This is a genomic window from Clostridium tepidiprofundi DSM 19306 (genome assembly GCF_001594005.1).
Lineage (GTDB): Bacteria > Bacillota > Clostridia > Clostridiales > Clostridiaceae > Clostridium_AC > Clostridium_AC tepidiprofundi.
In genome coordinates this window covers 1-19201 of the sequence record NZ_LTBA01000038.1, presented here as the reverse complement: position 1 = coordinate 19201, position 19201 = coordinate 1, and the positions used below count along the sequence as shown (strand labels likewise).

14 protein-coding genes, 6 tRNA genes and 2 riboswitches are annotated in these 19201 nt (G+C 30.6%); of the genes, 15 read left to right on the top strand and 5 right to left on the bottom strand.

The genetic code is table 11. From position 1 onward, the window contains the following. Positions 1 to 556 (bottom strand): RNA-guided endonuclease TnpB family protein (locus CLTEP_RS11165; RefSeq protein ID WP_153016325.1); only part of this gene is annotated, 556 nt, incomplete at its 3' end. A gap of 439 nt (positions 557 to 995) precedes the next feature. Between CLTEP_RS11165 and CLTEP_RS11160 the strand changes: the two genes are divergently transcribed. The 11 genes from CLTEP_RS11160 to prfB all read left to right on the top strand — a co-directional run bounded on the left by CLTEP_RS11160 (position 996) and on the right by prfB (position 11082). Then, a tRNA-Tyr gene (locus CLTEP_RS11160) sits at positions 996 to 1080 on the top strand. A gap of 28 nt (positions 1081 to 1108) precedes the next feature. Next, positions 1109 to 1184: transfer RNA gene (locus CLTEP_RS11155), tRNA-Thr, on the top strand. A gap of 5 nt (positions 1185 to 1189) precedes the next feature. Then, positions 1190 to 1274, top strand: a tRNA-Tyr gene (locus tag CLTEP_RS11150). 31 nt (positions 1275 to 1305) lie between these two features. After that, a tRNA-Thr gene (locus CLTEP_RS11145) sits at positions 1306 to 1381 on the top strand. 5 nt (positions 1382 to 1386) lie between these two features. After that, positions 1387 to 1471, top strand: a tRNA-Tyr gene (locus CLTEP_RS11140). A gap of 272 nt (positions 1472 to 1743) precedes the next feature. Next, positions 1744 to 1842, top strand: a riboswitch (SAM riboswitch). A 66-nt stretch (positions 1843 to 1908) separates the two neighbouring features. Further along, positions 1909 to 3084 (top strand): methionine adenosyltransferase, encoded by a 1176-nt coding sequence (gene metK / locus CLTEP_RS11135; protein WP_066826716.1) that lies wholly within the window; start codon positions 1909 to 1911, stop codon positions 3082 to 3084. 313 nt (positions 3085 to 3397) lie between these two features. Continuing rightward, on the top strand, positions 3398 to 5605 hold the full coding sequence (gene recD2, locus CLTEP_RS11130) for an SF1B family DNA helicase RecD2 (RefSeq protein ID WP_423230735.1): 2208 nt from the start codon (positions 3398 to 3400) through the stop codon (positions 5603 to 5605). 223 nt (positions 5606 to 5828) lie between these two features. Beyond that, positions 5829 to 6512 carry a ComF family protein gene (locus CLTEP_RS11125; protein ID WP_066826717.1) on the top strand — a complete coding sequence of 228 codons (684 nt, stop codon included), beginning with the start codon at positions 5829 to 5831 and terminating at the stop codon, positions 6510 to 6512. A 267-nt stretch (positions 6513 to 6779) separates the two neighbouring features. Continuing rightward, complete coding sequence (hpf, locus tag CLTEP_RS11120; RefSeq protein ID WP_066826712.1) at positions 6780 to 7304, top strand: ribosome hibernation-promoting factor, HPF/YfiA family; 525 nt, start codon at positions 6780 to 6782, stop codon at positions 7302 to 7304. 134 nt (positions 7305 to 7438) lie between these two features. Continuing rightward, positions 7439 to 9952: a preprotein translocase subunit SecA gene (gene secA, locus CLTEP_RS11115; RefSeq protein WP_066826710.1), complete on the top strand. Its 2514-nt coding sequence runs from the start codon at positions 7439 to 7441 to the stop codon at positions 9950 to 9952. A 19-nt stretch (positions 9953 to 9971) separates the two neighbouring features. Continuing rightward, positions 9972 to 11082, top strand: a protein-coding gene (gene prfB, locus CLTEP_RS11110; protein WP_242863929.1) for a peptide chain release factor 2 whose coding sequence is annotated in 2 segments (ribosomal slippage) — positions 9972 to 10049 and positions 10051 to 11082 — 1110 coding nt in all. Because the reading frame shifts where the segments join, the coding sequence is not laid out codon by codon here. A 120-nt stretch (positions 11083 to 11202) separates the two neighbouring features. Here the strand turns inward: prfB and CLTEP_RS11105 are convergent. Then, on the bottom strand, positions 11203 to 12555 hold the full coding sequence (locus tag CLTEP_RS11105) for a M28 family metallopeptidase (protein WP_066826707.1): 1353 nt from the start codon (positions 12553 to 12555) through the stop codon (positions 11203 to 11205). A gap of 361 nt (positions 12556 to 12916) precedes the next feature. Between CLTEP_RS11105 and CLTEP_RS11100 the strand changes: the two genes are divergently transcribed. Beyond that, positions 12917 to 15088, top strand: a complete 2172-nt coding sequence (locus CLTEP_RS11100; protein WP_066826706.1) for a Tex family protein — start codon at positions 12917 to 12919, stop codon at positions 15086 to 15088. 69 nt (positions 15089 to 15157) lie between these two features. After that, positions 15158 to 15272: riboswitch (FMN riboswitch) on the top strand. 253 nt (positions 15273 to 15525) lie between these two features. Continuing rightward, positions 15526 to 16170, top strand: coding sequence for an ECF transporter S component (locus CLTEP_RS11095; RefSeq protein ID WP_066826703.1), 645 nt, complete (start codon positions 15526 to 15528; stop codon positions 16168 to 16170). Between the two features lie 227 nt (positions 16171 to 16397). Here CLTEP_RS11095 and rimI read toward each other — a convergent pair whose 3' ends face one another. The 3 genes from rimI to tsaE are packed head-to-tail and all read right to left on the bottom strand — an operon-like array spanning position 16398 to position 18005. Continuing rightward, positions 16398 to 16850, bottom strand: a complete 453-nt coding sequence (rimI, locus tag CLTEP_RS11090) for a ribosomal protein S18-alanine N-acetyltransferase (protein WP_066826701.1) — start codon at positions 16848 to 16850, stop codon at positions 16398 to 16400. Then, on the bottom strand, positions 16843 to 17550 hold the full coding sequence (gene tsaB / locus CLTEP_RS11085) for a tRNA (adenosine(37)-N6)-threonylcarbamoyltransferase complex dimerization subunit type 1 TsaB (RefSeq protein ID WP_066826698.1): 708 nt from the start codon (positions 17548 to 17550) through the stop codon (positions 16843 to 16845). The genes rimI and tsaB overlap by 8 nt, the downstream gene beginning before the upstream one ends. Next, entirely contained in the window at positions 17547 to 18005 is a 459-nt protein-coding gene (gene tsaE / locus CLTEP_RS11080; RefSeq protein ID WP_066826696.1) for a tRNA (adenosine(37)-N6)-threonylcarbamoyltransferase complex ATPase subunit type 1 TsaE, read from the bottom strand. The genes tsaB and tsaE overlap by 4 nt, the downstream gene beginning before the upstream one ends. 159 nt (positions 18006 to 18164) lie before the next feature. On the opposite strand from tsaE, the gene CLTEP_RS11075 reads away from it, so the two are divergent. Both CLTEP_RS11075 and CLTEP_RS11070 read left to right on the top strand, forming a co-directional pair. Next, entirely contained in the window at positions 18165 to 18785 is a 621-nt protein-coding gene (locus CLTEP_RS11075; RefSeq protein ID WP_066826694.1) for a CBS domain-containing protein, read from the top strand. Between the two features lie 71 nt (positions 18786 to 18856). Next, positions 18857 to 18932, top strand: a tRNA-Trp gene (locus CLTEP_RS11070). Positions 18933 to 19201: the final 269 nt, after the last annotated feature.

The following is a 19201-nucleotide window of genomic DNA, read 5'->3' as shown; positions in this document are numbered from 1 at the left end:
ACCCTACATCTATACCAACTTTTTTCTCTATTTTAGGTAATTGTTTCTTTTCAGTATCGACTAATATTGATATATAATATTTTCCACTTGGTGTTTTTGATATAGTACAAGATTTAATTAATCCATTGAACTGCCTATGTTGTTTTATTTTAATCATAGTTTTTAATTTAGGAATCTTAATATATCCATTTTCTATATATACAGTTCCTTTTTGATTATTAGTAGTATAACTATGATAATTGGTCTTTTTACTTTTGAATTTAGGAAACCCAACAGATTTATCTCTAAAGAAATTTTTATATGCTTTATCTAAATTCATTTGAGCATTAGCTAAAGCTAAACTATCTACTTCTTTTAGCCAAGGGAATTCTTTTTTATATTGTGCAGGAGTTGGATATTTTACTTTCTTTATATCTAAATCTTTATTTTCTTCATATGACTTTATTCTATCAGCTAACATTTTGTTATATATAAACCTAGTACAGCCAAATGTTTTAGCTAAATATAATCTTTGTTCTGAATTTGGATATATTCTATATTTATAAGCTTTTAGCAACTCCTTCACCTCATTTCTTTTCTTGACTTTGAATATATTTCTTTATTATAAGAATACTTAATGATTATTTGTATCTAATTTCATTACTATCACTCATTTATATTATTTACTGCTGACTTTATTTTAGTACAAAAAAAATAAAATAATAGGAGCAAGTTGTTTTTACGCATTCATCTCCCACTTATAGAAGATGGGAGACTTCTGCTAGGTACGTTAAAACGAAGGCAAACAGCGGTTGAAGTTAAGTAAAATATTAAAGCGATTGATGTTATGTTTGCATAATTATACACGAGAAAACTAAAGATATATTGAGAAATATTAAAATAAATTTGCTAAATGAAGAATATTAGACTTGAAAATATAATGTTAAACTTGTATACTATTCATTGTCGGCAAACGACGGCGATGTTTTGAAATTGAATGTATTAGTTTTTTATTCGGAGGAGTTCCCGAGTGGCCAAAGGGGGCAGACTGTAAATCTGTTGCGTTTCGCTTCGATGGTTCGAATCCATCCTCCTCCACCATAATGTAAATAAAAAATAATAAAATTATGCTGGCATGGCTCAATTGGTAGAGCAGCTGACTTGTAATCAGCAGGTTGTAGGTTCAAGTCCTATTGCTAGCTCCATGTTCGGAGGAGTTCCCGAGTGGCCAAAGGGGGCAGACTGTAAATCTGTTGCGTTTCGCTTCGATGGTTCGAATCCATCCTCCTCCACCATAATATAAATAAAAAATAATGAAATGAATATGCTGGCATGGCTCAATTGGTAGAGCAGCTGACTTGTAATCAGCAGGTTGTAGGTTCAAGTCCTATTGCCAGCTCCATATTCGGAGGAGTTCCCGAGTGGCCAAAGGGGGCAGACTGTAAATCTGTTGCGTTTCGCTTCGATGGTTCGAATCCATCCTCCTCCACCACCATAAATACACCTTAGGGTGTTTTTTTATGTTGAGTGGTAAAATATTATATCTTTGTGGTTGAGTATGCAATGACTTTGAATTAATAGAAAAAGCTTTCAAATTTAGATTTTATAAAAGTAAATCAGAAACATTAACAAATTGAAAATTAAGTATTAATTAAGTGTAAAACGTATTGACAGTTATTTTTAACTGTGCTAATATATCATAAGTGCTAATATATCATAAGTATTAAAATTAAGTATTTAAATATAGTTCATATAATTATTGAACTCTTATCAAGAGAGGTGGAGGGAAGGGCCCTATGAAACCCAGCAACCGATGCTTTGCATTATGGTGCTAATTCCTGCAGATTTGCTGCAAGATAAGAGAGAAGGAAATTTACCTCTTCTTATCGAAGAGGTTTTTTATTTTTATTAGTAGGGGAGGAGCCGGAAATGAGAAAATTATTTACATCAGAATCAGTAACAGAAGGACATCCAGATAAAATTTGTGATCAGATATCAGATGCAATACTTGATGCTATTTTAGAAAAGGATCCATATGGAAGAGTAGCATGTGAAACAGCAGTAACAACAGGTATGGTTTTAGTAATGGGAGAAATAACTACAAATTGCTATGTAGATATACCAAAAGTAGTTAGAAACACTATTAGAGAAATAGGGTATACAAGAGCAAAATATGGTTTTGACTGTGATACATGTGCTGTTATGACATCAATTGATGAGCAATCACATGATATTGCTATGGGTGTAGATGAAGCGCTAGAGGCAAAAGAGGGAGAAATGAATGATCAAAAAGCAATTGGTGCAGGAGATCAGGGAATGATGTTTGGATATGCATCAAATGAAACTCCAGAATACATGCCACTGCCTATTAGTTTAGCACATAGATTATCAAGAAGATTAACAGAAGTTAGAAAAAATGGTACTCTAGAATATTTAAGACCAGATGGTAAAACTCAGGTAACTGTTGAGTATGAAGATGGTAAGGTTGTTAGAATAGATACAATTGTAGTTTCTACTCAGCATTCTGAAAATGTTACTCATGAACAAATTGAAAGAGATATTATAGAAAATGTAATAAAACCAATTGTTCCAGAAGAACTTTTAGATGGTAAAACTCAATATTTTATTAATCCAACTGGAAGATTTGTTATTGGTGGTCCACAAGGTGATTCCGGTGTAACAGGAAGAAAAATTATAGTTGACACTTACGGTGGAACAGGAAGACATGGAGGAGGAGCTTTCTCAGGAAAGGATCCAACTAAAGTTGATAGATCGGCTGCATATGCTTCAAGATGGGTAGCTAAAAACCTTGTTGCAGCAGGAGTAGCAGATAAGCTTGAAGTTCAATTAGCTTATGCAATTGGTGTTGCACATCCTGTTTCAATTTCTGTTGATACATTTGGAACTGGTAAATTTGAAGAACAAAAAATAGTAGATATAATTGAAAAAGTTTTTGATTTAAGACCAGCAGCAATAATTGAAGAATTAAATTTAAGAAGACCAATTTATAAACAGACAGCTGCATATGGTCATTTTGGAAGAACTGATATTGATTTACCATGGGAAAAACTAAATAAAGTTGAAGAAATCAAAAAGTATCTATAAGATATTTGAAAGAAATAGCAAGTCTAATGTATTAACATTTTGACAAATTATTTTTGAAGATGCCTAATGTTGAATAATAATAATATGTAATGTCAATAATTAAGAAGAGTCGTTCTTGAATGGGCGGCTTTTTTTTGAACAAAAATTTTATATTTGGCAATTATTGATGTAGCTGTGGTATAATTTATTCAAAAGAGCATAATTTAATTGAAATATTTACAAATATATTTAATAATTATTATATAGTATTATATAGTCTTTATGTTCATGTTGGAATATTATGAATTGATTATTTAAGTGAATAATAGGAGAGATTTTTGTGGAACTAAAAGGTGTTATAGAAGGTATAGTATTTAAAAATGAGGAAAATGGATATACCGTAGCTAAATTTAAATATGGAGGAAATAATACGACAATTGTAGGATATATGCCATATGTACAAGAAGGTCAGAACTTAAAAGTTGAAGGTGAGTGGACGCAACACTTTAAATTTGGTAAACAATTTAAAGTAGAAGTTTGTGAAGAAGTAGTGCCTAATTCAATAAGTGGAATAGAGAAATATTTGTCTTCAGGAATTATTTCAGGAATAGGACCTGTAACTGCTAAAAAGATTGTTGAACATTTTGGAGAGGAAACACTACATATACTAGATAATGATGTTGATAGATTGAGAGAGATAGAAGGAATAGGAGATAAAAAAATAAAAGTTATTATTCAATCGTATTCGAAGCAGAAAGAGATTAGAGATATAATGGTATTTTTGCAGACGTATGGTGTTTCTGTATCGCAATGTGTAAAAATACACAAAAAATATGGCAGTAACTCTATTAGTGTTGTTAAAGAAAATCCCTACAGATTAACTGATGATATAAGGGGAATTGGATTTAAAACGGCAGATAAACTTGCTAGAAATTTGGGTATTGAAAAAGATTCACCTTTTAGGATACAAAGTGGTATTAAGTATGTAATAAATGAATTTTGTGCCCTCGGAAATACATATATGCCATATGAGAAATTAATAAAAGAAGCAGCGGATATTTTAGGAGTTTCTGAAGAAAGTGTCGATAAGGGTGTTTATGAATGCGCTCTTGAGGGAAAAATAAAGATAGAAACTATAGATGAAGAAAGATGTGTTTTCACAATACCTTTTTACTACTCAGAACTTAGTGTAACTAAAAAAGTAATAGGCTTGACTGTAGGTGAATATAAGAAGCTTAAAATCGATATTGAAAAAGAGATAAATAAGTTTGAAGAAAAGAACAATATTAGTCTTGCACAATCGCAAAAGGAGGCCATAATAGGTGCTGTTAACTATGGAATAGAAATCATAACGGGTGGACCTGGAACAGGTAAGACTACAATTATAAATTGTATAATAGATATTTTTGAAAATGCAGGTTTAAATGTTTACATGGCTGCACCAACTGGCAGGGCTGCTAAAAGGATGGCTGAAGCAACGGGAAGAGAAGCGAAAACAATACATAGACTATTAGAATTAGGATATGGTGAGCAGGATAGTATGGAATTTTTTAAGAATGAACAATCTCCATTAGATTGTGATGTTTTAATCATTGATGAGGCTTCTATGATAGATATAATGCTTATGAATAATCTTCTTAAAGCTATAAATTACGGTACTAGAATAATAATAGTTGGAGATGTAGACCAATTGCCTTCTGTTGGTCCGGGAAATGTTTTGAGAGACATTATTGAAAGCAGATGTGTTAAAGTTGTTAGACTAAAAGAAATATTTAGGCAGTCTAAGGAAAGCATGATAATTGTAAATGCACATAAGATAAACAATGGAGAGATGCCCATATTAAATAAAAAAAATAATGATTTTTATTTCATGAGATGCGAAGAAAGAGATAAGATATTAAGCACAATAATTGAACTTATAAATGTTAGATTACCAAAATTCAATAATGAATGGAACAATATTAATGATATTCAAATATTGTCACCTATGAGAAGAGGTACGCTTGGAGTAGAGAATTTTAATATAGAGCTCCAGAATGTTCTAAATCCAAAGAGTAATGATAAAAAAGAAAAGAAATTTCATGATACTGTATTCAGAGTAGGAGATAAAGTAATGCAGACAAAAAATAATTACTCCATAAAATGGAATAAATTAGATTCTGGTGATAGTGGTATGGGTGTTTTTAATGGAGATGTTGGATATGTACGTGACATAGATGAAGATGAAAATGTTACAGTAATATTTGATGATGATAAGGTAGTACAATATGATAATACTAGTTTAGATGAACTTACATTAGCATATGCAATAACTATTCACAAGAGTCAGGGAAGTGAATTCCCAGTTGTTATAATACCTATGTTTATGGGACCACCGCTTTTAATGAATAAAAATTTATTGTATACAGGTATTACTAGAGCGAAGAAATTGGTTGTTATTGTCGGTTCAGAGAAAGCATTAAGTTTCATGATAAAGAATGATAGAAGTTTTGAAAGATATTCTGCACTTAGATGGAGGATTACAAACATTATGGATGCATAAGACATAATACACAATTAAATATAGTCCTATCTTCAATTCGTAATTTGGATTTTTTTCATATATATCATAACGGGAAAATGCATTGTGTAGAGATTTTTATAGTAAATATTAATACAAAATATATGTATATCAAATATAAATATTGCATATTACGAATTGAAGGATCCTATTTGAGGTGTTATTTTCTTTCGAATATCTAAAAGGAAAGTTGGATATTATGGATATGCTCAAAAAAGTCATTACGAATTTAATATATGTATTGGATTGTACTTTGAATTTAGTATATTCTGATGGGGATAAATGCTGCATATGTGATAATTATTGTGAAGATACTAGTTTTTTATGCAATAGTTGCTATTCAAAAATAAGATTTTGTACAGAGAAGTATTACATTAAAGAGAAAATAAGAGAAATAGAGTGCTATAGCATGGCATACTATTCAAGCGTAATTAAAGAGATGATAGTTAATCTAAAATACAAGAGTGATTTTAAATCTGGAAAAGCATTAGCAGAAATGATGCAGGGAATTATATATGAAAAAAATATAAAATTTGATTATATAACATTTGTCCCCATGACTAAAAAGTATCTTAAAATCAGAGGATATAACCAAAGTGAATTTTTAGCACAATATATTTCACGACATACTGATGTCAAAATGTTAGAGTTGCTTAAAAAAAACAAGGATTCTAAGGATCAAATAGGTCTAGATTCTGATGAAAGATGGTATAATATTAGGGGATGCTTTGAATTCATAGGTAATAAAAACGATATAAAAGAAAAGAATATATTATTGATTGATGATGTTATAACTACTGGTGCGACTGCATTTTATTGTGCCGAAAAACTGATTAATAATAATGCAAATAATGTAATTGTATTAACAGCAGCAAAATCAAAGATATAATGCATTTAAAGTAAAATAACGAATCAAGTGTGCAAATGCCCATGTACTCTTATTATAGCACTTTTCGATGTAAATATCACCTATTATATATAGCATTAATTAGATACATGGACAAGGAATATTAAAAGAAAACGATATAATTTTACTTAATATTCTGAGAATTGCGATTATAGACTTTGAGATTTATACATAAAAGGGATAAAATATTATGTATAATAGCAACATACATTAGCACACATAATTTTATTCGTGAGAGGGGTTGTGACTATGAAGGTAAGAGTTATTGGCAAAAACATAAAGGTTACTGAAGCATTAAAAAACATAGTAGAAAAGAAAATGTCAAGATTTGATAGATATTTTAAACCTGATATTGAAGCATTTGTAAGATTAGATGTTCAAAAGAACACACATATTGTGGAGGTAACTATACCATTTAATGGGGTTATATTGAGAGCAGAAGAAGCTAATGAAGATATGTATGTTTCTATAGATTTGGTTTTAGATAAAGTCGAAAGACAAATTAGAAAACAAAAAACTAGATTAGAAAAGAGAAGTAGAGGAGATGCACTTATATATCATTTGATACCTAAAGAAGATGAGCATGAAGAGGAGCCTAAGATAGTTAGAACTAAAAGATTTGCTATTAAGCCTATGTCAGCAGAAGAAGCTGTACTTCAGATGGATTTATTGGGTCATAATTTTTATGTTTACAGAGATGCTGATACAAGTGATATAAATGTCGTTTATAAAAGAAAAGATGGAAATTATGGTTTGATTGAACCTGAATTATAAAGATAACCCTCACATTTGTGAGGGTTATTTTTTTAAAATGCTTAAAAAATGTAAGTTGAATGAGAAACGATTAGATGGTATAATTTATTGAGTGTAAGTGTATTTTATTAAATTAGATAGTGAGGTTGCGCGTAATGAAGTTATTAGAGAAAGTATTCGGAACATATAGTGAAAGGCAGATAAAAAAGATAATACCTATAGTGGAAAAGATAGAGTCCTATGATGAAGAAATGCAGAAACTTACAGATGAACAATTGAAAGGTAAGACTGTAGAATTTAAAGATAGATTAGATAAGGGTGAAACACTTGATGATATTTTACCTGAAGCTTTTGCGGTAGTTAGGGAAGCTGCATGGAGAGTACTTAATATGAAACACTTTAGAGTGCAGCTTATTGGTGGTGTTGTACTGCATCAAGGAAGAATTGCAGAAATGAGAACGGGTGAAGGTAAAACATTGGTTGGTACTTTGCCTACATACCTAAATGCATTATCAGGTAAAGGTGTTCATGTCGTTACTGTAAATGATTATTTGGCAAAAAGAGATAGTGAATGGATGGGCCAAATATATAGATTTTTAGGACTTTCTGTTGGATGTATATTGCATGATTTGGATTCGAAGCAAAGAAAGGAAGCATACGGTTCGGATATTACGTATGGTACGAATAATGAATTTGGTTTTGATTATTTAAGAGATAATATGGTTATATTCAAGGAAGAAAGAGTACAGAGAGAATTGAACTATGCTATCGTAGACGAGGTTGACTCTATATTGATAGATGAAGCTAGAACTCCACTTATAATTTCAGGTGAGGGAGAAAAATCAACAGAATTTTATAAAGTAGCTGATTATTTTGTAAAAAGCTTAACTGAAGAAGATTATGAAATCGATGAAAAAACTAATTCTGTTATTTTAACTGATAGTGGTGTTGAGAAGGCAGAGAAATTCTTCCATATTGATAACTATGCAGATCCAGAAAACATGCAGATTCAACATCATGTTGTTCAAGCGTTGAAGGCAAATTATAGCATGAAACGTGATAAGGATTATATGGTAAAAGATGGTCAAGTAATGATAGTTGATGAATTTACAGGAAGACTTATGGAAGGAAGAAGATATAGTGACGGTCTTCATCAAGCAATAGAAGCAAAAGAAGGAGTTAAAGTAGAAAAGGAATCAAAGACATTAGCTACAATTACATTCCAAAATTACTTTAGAATGTATGCTAAATTAGCAGGTATGACAGGTACAGCACTAACTGAAGAAAATGAATTTAGAGAAATATATGGTCTTGATGTTATAGCAATTCCAACTAATAAACCTATTGCAAGAGAAGATTGTCCAGATGTTATATATAAAACTGAGAAAGCAAAGTTTAGAGCAATTGTTGATGAAATAGTCGAAACTTATAGCAAGAAGCAACCAGTACTTGTAGGTACAGTAAGCATTGAAAAGTCTGAATTGCTGTCTGAAATGTTAAAAAGAAGAGGTATACCTCATCAGGTGTTGAATGCTAAATATCATGAAAAGGAAGCAGAAATTGTTTCTCATGCAGGTGAAAAAGGCATGGTTACAATTGCAACAAATATGGCTGGACGTGGTACTGATATCAAACTTGGAGAAGGAGTACGCGAGCTTGGAGGTCTTAAGGTTATAGGAACAGAAAGACATGAATCAAGACGTATAGATAATCAGCTTAGAGGACGTTCAGGACGTCAAGGTGATCCAGGACTTTCAAGATTCTACATTTCTCTTGAAGATGATTTGATGAGAATATTTGGTTCGGAAAGATTGAGTGCTGTTGTTGAGAAGTTAGGAATTGGTGAAGATGATGCTATTGAAAGTAAGATGGTATCATCAGCTATTGAAAGTGCTCAAAAGAAAGTTGAAGGAAATAACTTTGATATAAGAAAAAATGTACTTCAATATGATGATGTAATGAATAAGCAAAGAGAAATAATATATAAGCAGAGAGCAGAAGTTTTAGAAGGTGAAGATATTAAAGATGAGATTCTTTCAATGATAAAGGAAATTGTGTATTATGCAGTAGATTCTCATATAACAGGTGTTGAAGAAGAATACGATGAAGAGATTAAAAAACTTATTGATTATCTTGAGGATATATATCTTCCTAAGGGAATGATTAAGCCTGATGAATTAGCTAAAAAGTCTGCTGATGAAATGAAGGAAGAATTGTATGAATTAGCTCTGAAACTATATGAACAGAAAGAATCAGAATTTGAAGAAGAGCAATTTAGAGAAGCTGAAAGAGTTATTCTTCTTAGAGTTGTTGATACTAAATGGATGGATCATATAGATAATATGGAACATCTAAGACAAGGTATAGGACTTAGAGCATATAGACAGCAGGATCCAGTTCAAGCTTATCAGTTTGAAGGTAGCGAAATGTTTGATGAGATGATTTGGAATATAAAAGTTGAAACAGTTAAATACTTATTCCATATTCAAAATAGAAGTGATAAGGCTCCAGAGAGACAGAGAGTTGCCAAGGTTACGGGAACTAGTCATGGAAATGATGATACTGTTAAAAAGCAGCCAATAAAGAAAGAAAAGAAAATTGGAAGAAATGATCCATGTCCATGTGGTTCAGGTAGAAAGTATAAAAACTGTTGTGGAAGAATGAAGTAATCTATAAGAGGTGATTACAGTGTTAATTAAATTTGAAGAAATGTTAAATGAAGTTGAAATATTGGTGGATCAAATTGAAGAAATGAGGGCTTCTCTTTGACTTAGGAGCCTTAGAAAAGAAACTATCGGAACTAGAAAATGAAATGCAAAATGAAGGCTTTTGGAATGATGTTGACAAGGCTCAACAGATTACACAAAATGCAAAAAGCATCAAAATAAGTATTGATAGTTTTAAGTCTGTAGAAAGTAGAGTGGAAGACTTAGAAGTATTGATTCATATGAGTATAGATGAAAAGGATTTTTCATCGTATGCTGAAATAAATAGCGAATTAAAATCTCTTAAAAAAGATATTGAAGAAATGAAAATAAACACATTGTTATCAGGTGAATATGATAGGAACAATGCTATATTAACTCTGCATACAGGTGTGGGTGGAAATGATGCTCAGGATTGGACTGAGATGTTGTATAGGATGTATACTAGATGGGCTGAGAATCATGGATACAAGATAGAAATATTGGATTATTTACCTGCAGATGAAGCTGGCATTAAGAGTGTTACAATTAAGGTAATAGGTGAATTTGCATATGGATATCTTAAAGCCGAAAGAGGAGTACATAGGCTTGTTAGAATTTCACCATACAATGCAAATGGTAAAAGACAAACATCATTCGCTTCGTGTGAAGTTATTCCAGAATTAACTGAGCAGCAGGATGATATTGATATTAGACCTGATGACTTAAAAATTGATACCTACCGTTCAGGAGGTGCTGGTGGTCAGCATGTAAATAAAACAGAATCGGCTATAAGAATAACTCATTTGCCCACGGGAATAGTTGTTCAATGTCAAAATGAAAGAAGTCAGTTTATGAATAAAGAAACTGCAATGAAACTTCTTAAAGCTAAACTCATAACATTAAGGGATATGGCACATAAGGAAAAGATAGAAGACTTAACAGGAGAACTTAAAGATATAAGTTGGGGTAGCCAAATAAGGTCTTATGTATTTCATCCATATAATCTCGTAAAAGATCACAGAACTGGTGTTGAGACAGCAAATGTAAATGCTGTAATGGATGGGGAAATAGATATGTTTATAAAAGAATATCTTAGAAAAAGTAATCAGTAGCAAGTGAATTTACTTGCTACTGAACTTAGGCACATTAAGTGAATGCTATATGTTATCGGTTTTACAAGATTCCCTCTTTTATAATTGGGAGGTTGAAGCCTTTGATTTAGCAAAATGGGTTCACTTTGATGTGTCTTGTTTTTTAAAATATACAAGCATAATAACTAGAATAATTATAAAAATCAAAGAAATTATCATAATTATTTTACAGTGCAAATATAGAGTACTAAATAAAAAAGCAGATTTTACAATTTCGTGGGAAGCTACTTTATAACATCTTTCAATAGGTTTTTGACTTATGAAATAGGCTTTATCATTAGGGGTATGAATTCTGCTCAAATCATTATCACAAAATGTAATTGCTTTAATATTTTCATTTCTGAAGCTTGAATGATCACTAGAATCAGAAAATACGTAATTAAAAGGTATTTTTTCTTTTGAGCATAAGTATGAAACAGAATGAATAAGTGGTGTCTTATCGGTATCATTTTTGCCACCAACTATATAAAGTGGTATAGAATTGTTTGTACCAATCATATCGAAATTATATACTATACTGTCTTTGAGTATTGTTTTGTACTTATCAACAAAATATTTAGAACCTATGCATCCAAATTCTTCAGCATTAAAGCCTATGAATAAAATACTTCTATATGGCTTGCCAAGTGAGTGAATGTATTTGCTCATTTCCATAATGAAAGAAATACCAGATGCATTATCAAGAGCACCATTATAAATAGTATTATTTAAATCCATTCCTATATGGTCAAAGTGAGCAGATACTATTATTGGTGATGCATTTTTATTGATTCCAGGAATATATCCTATGACATTATAAAGTTTTTTTTCTTTTGCAATATAAGGTATATAACAGCTTATAGAATAATTATTATCTAAATATTTTTTTATGTCATTAAAAGTTTTTTTAGATAACATTATATACATATCGAATGGTGCATCTTCAATGAAAGAACTTCTGAAACCTAATTCATTCTTATTCAATGAATAAAATAAAAAATTACTACCATTTGAATCAACCACTAAGTATTCATCTTCATGAAGTTTTGAATTTTCTTTAGAAAAGCTAACTTTGTTATTTCGAAAATTCAGCATATCTTCTTTAAAGTCTTTTCCGTATATGTATTTTTTTATAACATTATTATTTTTATCCCCAACTTCTAAATACGGATTTCCTTGAACTTTAACAGGACATTTTGTATTGAAATACTGAAAATAACTTTTATTAAAAGGCTTAAGACCAGTATCTTTGAAATCATTTTTAATGTAATGGGCAATTTGATCATTTTCTATTGTGCCAGGTAGCCTTCCTTTAAAAGTATCGGATGATATATAGTTTATATTTTTTATAACTGATGAGTAATCAAATTGGTGAGTATGTTTATAAATATGAAAACTTGATAAAAATAATAAACACATAAAAGTTAAAAGAAATATTAATATTTTATTTTTCATTTATTTCTCCTCATATATCTTTTATATTTATTAGTATGCTATGTTATAAAAAAGTATGAGTGAACTCGTTTTGCTAAAGCAAAACATCGGAACTTCAGGTGGAGACTCTACTCCACCTGAAGCAAAAGCTTCAATCGCTCACTTATAGAAGTGGGAGTCTTGTAAAATCGATAAAGGCTTAGGCATTTGAAAGAAAATGACAAGTCAAATAGTTGTTTTTGAAAATGCTTTATATATCAAACAAACTGGATTTTATACAGCAAATAATATAAAATGAATATGTTAGCAAGTTTTATTTTATTTAGAAGGGAGGAAGTCATGGTAAGTAGTTAACCCTATTTATTGTGGCGTCTTAATATCAATGATAGAATTAATTAATAAATTGATGAACGAATTTAACATAACAGAAAATCAAGTAAAAAATGTTATTGAAATGCTTGATCAAGGTAATACAGTACCTTTTATAGCAAGATACAGGAAAGAAAGGACAGGAAGTCTTGATGATGTCATATTAAGAAAATTTGCGGAAAGACTTGCATATATTAGGAATCTTGATGAAAGAAAAAATGCTATTATAAAAAGCATAGATGAGCAGGGAAAGCTTACCGATAAAATTAAAAATGATATTATAAAAGCCGAAACGCTTACTGAAGTTGAAGACATATATAGACCATTCAAGCCTAAAAAAAGAACAAGAGCTACCATAGCAGTTGAAAAGGGGCTTAAACCACTTGCTGAAATAATATTATCGGGTGAATTCAAAGGAGATATATTTGAGTATGCAGTAAACTTTATAAATGAAGAAAAAAAGGTTGCATCGGTAGAGTATGCTATTCAAGGGGCATGTGATATTGTAAGTGAAACAATATCAGATCAAGCAGAATATAGAAAATGGATAAGGGATTTTGTTTTTAAGGAAGGTATTATTGAAGTCAAAAATAATGAAAAAGAAACAAAAGATCTTGAAACAACTCCATATGAAATGTACTATGAATACAATGAAGCAGTTAAAAAGATTCCTTCACACAGGATTCTTGCGATTAATAGAGGAGAAAAGGAAAAAATACTTTTAGTTAAGATTGTTGTTGATAATGAAAAGATTATCAATTATCTTAATTCAAAATGCTTAAAAGGAAATTCAATTACTGATAAGTTCATTGAGGAAAGTGTTAAGGATTCACTAAAAAGATTGATTTATCCATCGATTGAAAGGGAAATAAGAGCGTATTTGACAGAAAAAGCAGAGACTTCAGCTATTGAAGTATTTAAAGCCAATTTAAAAGCTTTATTAATGCAGCCACCTATAAAGAATAAAAATGTTTTAGGATATGATCCTGGCTTTAGAACGGGATGTAAGATAGCTGTGCTAGATGATACAGGTAAAGTTTTAGATACAGCGACTGTGCATGCGACAATGCCTAATGATGATAAAGAAAAAGCTAAAAATGAATTAAAGGAATTAATTTATAAGAATGATGTTGATGTTATATCATTAGGAAATGGAACTGCTTGTCGTGAATCAGAGGAACTTCTAGCAGAATTAATTAAGGAAGTTAAAGCTGAGAAAGGGAAAGAATTGTACTATGTTATAGTATCTGAGGCAGGAGCATCAGTGTATTCAGCTTCAGAACTTGCTTCAAAGGAATATCCAGATATAAATGTTTCATTAAGAGGAGCAATATCCATAGCAAGAAGACTCCAAGATCCACTTGCTGAGCTTGTAAAAATAGACCCTAAAGCTTTAGGAGTAGGACAATATCAACATGATGTATCCCAGAAAAAATTAGCAGAATCACTTACTGGTGTGGTTGAAGATTGTGTTAATACGGTTGGTGTTGATTTAAATACCGCAACACCTGCACTTTTATCATATGTGTCGGGTATAAATACGGCAATAGCAAAAAATATTGTTGAATACAGAGAAATGAATGGAAAATTCAATAATAGAAAGGAACTTAAAAAGGTTAAAAGATTAGGAGATAAGGCATTTGAACAATGTGCTGGATTTTTAAGAGTTATGGAGAGCAGTGAGCCACTTGATAATACAGGCGTTCATCCAGAATCTTATAAGGCATGTAAAAATCTATTAAAGATATTAAATTACAATGAAGAAGACTTAAAACATAGCAAATTGCAAGATATAGATGATAAAGTAAAATCTATTGGAATAGAAAGCTTAGCTAGTCAGCTTGATATAGGTATTCCAACTCTCAATGACATAATAAAAGAGATTAAAAAACCAGGAAGAGATCCAAGAGAAGAACTTCCAAAGCCTATATTTAAAACAGGTATTATGGAACTTAGCCAATTAAAATCAGGTATGGTACTTACGGGCACAGTTAGAAATGTTGCTGACTTTGGAGCATTTGTAGATATTGGTGTCCATCAAGATGGATTAGTGCATATTAGCGAACTATCGGATAGATTCGTAAAACATCCTCTTGATATTGTAAAGGTTGGCGATATTGTTGAGGTTAGGGTATTAGATGTAGATGTTAAGAGGAAAAGAATTTCTCTTTCAATGAAAAAATAACAATAAAAGTAAAATAAATAAGTTGAAATCTGTGAATAGTTTGTGTATAATTATAGTGAAAAGTGAATATTAAATCTTCAGGGCGGGGTGTAAGTCCCCACCGGCGGTAAAGCCCGCGAGCCGTAAGGTTGATTCGGTTAGATTCCGAAGCCGACAGTTAAAGTCTGGATGGAAGAAGATATTAAGAAGATATATATAATATGCATGTTGAATGCCCTGAACGATTGTGTCAGGGCATTTATTTATTTTAAAGTTTTTTGCTTCAGGTGGAGTAGAGTTTCCACTTGAAGTTTCGATGTTTTGCTTTAGCAAAATGAGTTTACTTGAAGTTTTTTGCTTCAAGTAGAGTAGAGTCTTCACATGAAGTTTCGAATATTTTGACTTATCAAAACGAGTTCACTTTTGTGAAAATATTAAATTTTGGAGGGGTTAATATAATGCAGAATAAAAAATTAAGCAGATTAGTAAAGATTTCATTATTGTCTGTAATGGCATTTTTGCTAATGTATTTTATTGAAATACCTATTCCTATTTTCCCTGGTTTTCTTAAACTAGACATAAGTGATTTGCCAGCGCTTATTGGAGGATTTGCACTAGGGCCAGTATCAGGTATTGTAATAGAATTCATTAAAAATTTGCTACATGGAATATTAAAATCGAATACAATGTGGATTGGGGAAATAGCTAATTTTAGTATTGGAGCTGTTTTAGTAGGAGTTTCTGCTTGTATTTATAACATTAGAAAAACTAGAATGACTGCATTAATAGGAATGATAGCTGGAGTTATAGCAATGTCAGTAGTAGCAGCTACTCTTAACTTCTATATTTTAATACCAGCATATTCAAAAGCATTTAATGCACCTATTGAAGCATTTGTAAGCATGGCAAGTAAATTTAATTCAAATATTGTTGACTTGAAAACATTAATAATTTGGTCTATTATTCCATTTAATTTATTTAAAGGAGCAATTGTATCAACAGTGACTATGCTGCTCTACAAGAGCGTTTCTCCAATACTTCATAAGGAACAAATGGTAACAGCAAAGGGTAAAAGTACTATTAAGGCATTTTCAAAAAAATAACTAGTCAGTATGCTAGTACATTTGACTTGCTATTTCTTTTTAAATGCCTAAGCAGAAAATGACAGCATAATCCAAAAAATAATGACAATATAATTGCAAAACAGGAGTGAAATCCATATGGATTTCACTCCTTAACTATTTAACAATATTCTATACAATACTCTATGTCTCTAAAAATTCTGTGCAATTCACTTCAAAGTGAACTTTTTCTAGGCTTTAATTTTTCGTCAAATGTTAATGCTATTAATTCTCCACATTATTATTGCATCTTCATTATCCTGATAATATTTTTTTCGTATGCCTTCTTCTACAAAACCAAACTTTTTATAAAGATTCTGTGCAACTATATTTGATTTTCTTACTTCAAGAGTAATAGCATTAATATTATTTCGTAAGCATAATTTTATCAATTCATCCATGAGTATATTTCCAAGTCCAATACCTCTAAATTCAGGATGAACTGCTATATTTGTGATGTGACCTTCATCAACAATAATCCAAATACCTGCAAAGCCAATAATTTTGTTTTTGTGTTTTATTAAAACGTATTTAGCAAATAGATTATGTAATTCTTTCTCTATTGAGTCTAAACTCCAAGCTGATTTTAATGATAATCTATTGATTTCATATACATCATTAATGTATTCTTTTTCAAGAGGTACTATATCATAATCAATCATATAAATTCATCCTTTTATCGTATTCTCTTTCAGCTTGAGATTTTCTAATATATACAGGGGCAGATGAATACAAATCATCAGCAAAGCCTTTTTTTAATTTTATCAAACCAAGTTCAGCTAATGATGATGCTTTTGCAATATTTAAATGTGTAGGAGAAAACTTAACAGATTTAATTTCACTGTTTAATTTATCTTTAAACTTTGTGACAGCATCACCAACAAATGTAACCGATTTTTTTTCATCCTTTAAAAGCAATATTAAATCATCAACTGAAATAGCCATATAATCTGTTAATCTATTTAATTCATTACCATTGAATTCGTATAATGCAGTATACACATTATCTCTTAGAGCATCCATTATGGGACAAATAATTCCATCTGTGAAGGCTAAATTATATGCTAGAGCATCAAGTGTTGATATGCTTACAAAAGGTTTGTTTGTGCCTTGAGCTAATCCTTTTATGACTGCCATTCCAATCCTTAAGCCAGTAAAAGAGCCAGGACCTTTTGAAACAACAAAACCATCTATATCTTCCAAAGAAGTATTTGTGTTTTTTAATAATTCATCTATAATTGGCATTAATACAATAGAATGTTGTTTTTTATAATTAAAGATTATTTCACCTAAAAGTTTATTTTCATCCAAAATAGAACATGTTGCTGATTCAGTGGCTGAATCAAGACTTAATATCTTCATAGTTGTATCTCCTTTACATAATTATATCTTTCATCTGAAAATTGGAATGATATTTTTCTTTTATTTAATTCAGTATCTGAAATTTTTTCAATTTTTATCCACAGAGCTTCTTTTGGAATTAAATCTTCAATATAATTAGCCCATTCAATGATGCTTACGCCATCACTAAATATGTATTCATCAAATCCTATTGCAGCTATTTCATCTATATCATTTACTCTGTAAACATCAAAATGGTATAATTTTAATCTTCCATCATATTCATTTACTATAGTAAATGTTGGACTGGTTATATATTCATTAATATTTAAACCTTTTGCAATACCTTTTGTTAAATGAGTTTTACCAGTACCTAAATCACCTACAAGGCATATAATATCACCTGGATTAGCACGTTTGCCTATTAATATTCCTATTTTTTCAGTTTCATTTACACTATTAACAATAAAATTCATTGTGTTCACCTCACGTATATTTTATCCTAAAAGGCATAAAAAGAAAAGAAGTGAATTAAATGTTGCGTTAATCAGATATATTATATACAATTAAAGTAGGTATTTTACTAAATTATAGTTTTATTTGTTGTTAAAATTCAAGTAGGAGAGTGATTGGATATGTTTGTTAATAATGTGATTTTACCTAGTAAAAAATTAATTACAGTATCACCAAAGGAATCGGTTAAGAGAGCTTTTGACTTAATTGAAGAAAATAATTTTTTATCTATTCCAGTTGCAGAAGGAGATAAATTTTACGGAGCTATATCAAAAGAGAGAATTTATGCTTTTTATTTTGAAAAATCACTTGACAAAAAAGTATTACTAGAAGATTTTTTGGTTGAGAATGTAATGAGAACAGATGTTCCAACAATTTCACCACTAGCTAACATAGAAGAAGCTGCTCATTTTTTAGAAGTTAAAAATACTGCTTTTGTTGCAGTAATTGATGAATATGGCTCTTTTAAAGGGATAGTTACTCATCATGCAGTATTCCATGAGTTTACTGAATTGTTTGGAGTAGATAAAGGTAAAAGAATAGCTGTAATTGCATATGATATTCCGGGTCAAATATCTAAATTGTCTAGATTGATTACAGAGAACAATGGCAACATTATAAGTTTTGTTGTGGTTGATCCTAAAACAGCAACAGAAGTTAAAGAAATAGTTGTGAGACTTAAAACAGATAATTATGATGAAATTGTTAAAAAGATAAAAAATGCTGGATTTCAAGTTCAATAATAATGCATACAAAAATTTAAAAATAATTATTGCATTTTTAAAACAAACATGCTATAATACTATCTGTGCTTAGGGGTATGGCTCAATTGGTAGAGTAGTGGTCTCCAAAACCATTGGTTCCGGGTTCGAGTCCTGGTGCCCCTGCCAGTTTATGAATTTGAGTTGACGGGTCAAGTAAAGGTTATCTTTTACTTGACCCTTTAGTTTTATATATAAAAACCCCTTAATTAGAGAATAGAGAATAGAGAATAGAGAATAGAGAATAGAGAATAGTGAATAGTGAATAGTAAAGGTTGAAATTGCTACGCAATTTCTTTAAACAAGGCTGTCAGTTTTCTAGTGGGCTAGTTGCTAGTTAATGTTTGAAATCGTTACACGATTTCTTAAATAATAGATTGTAACTCGGCTAGTTTGCT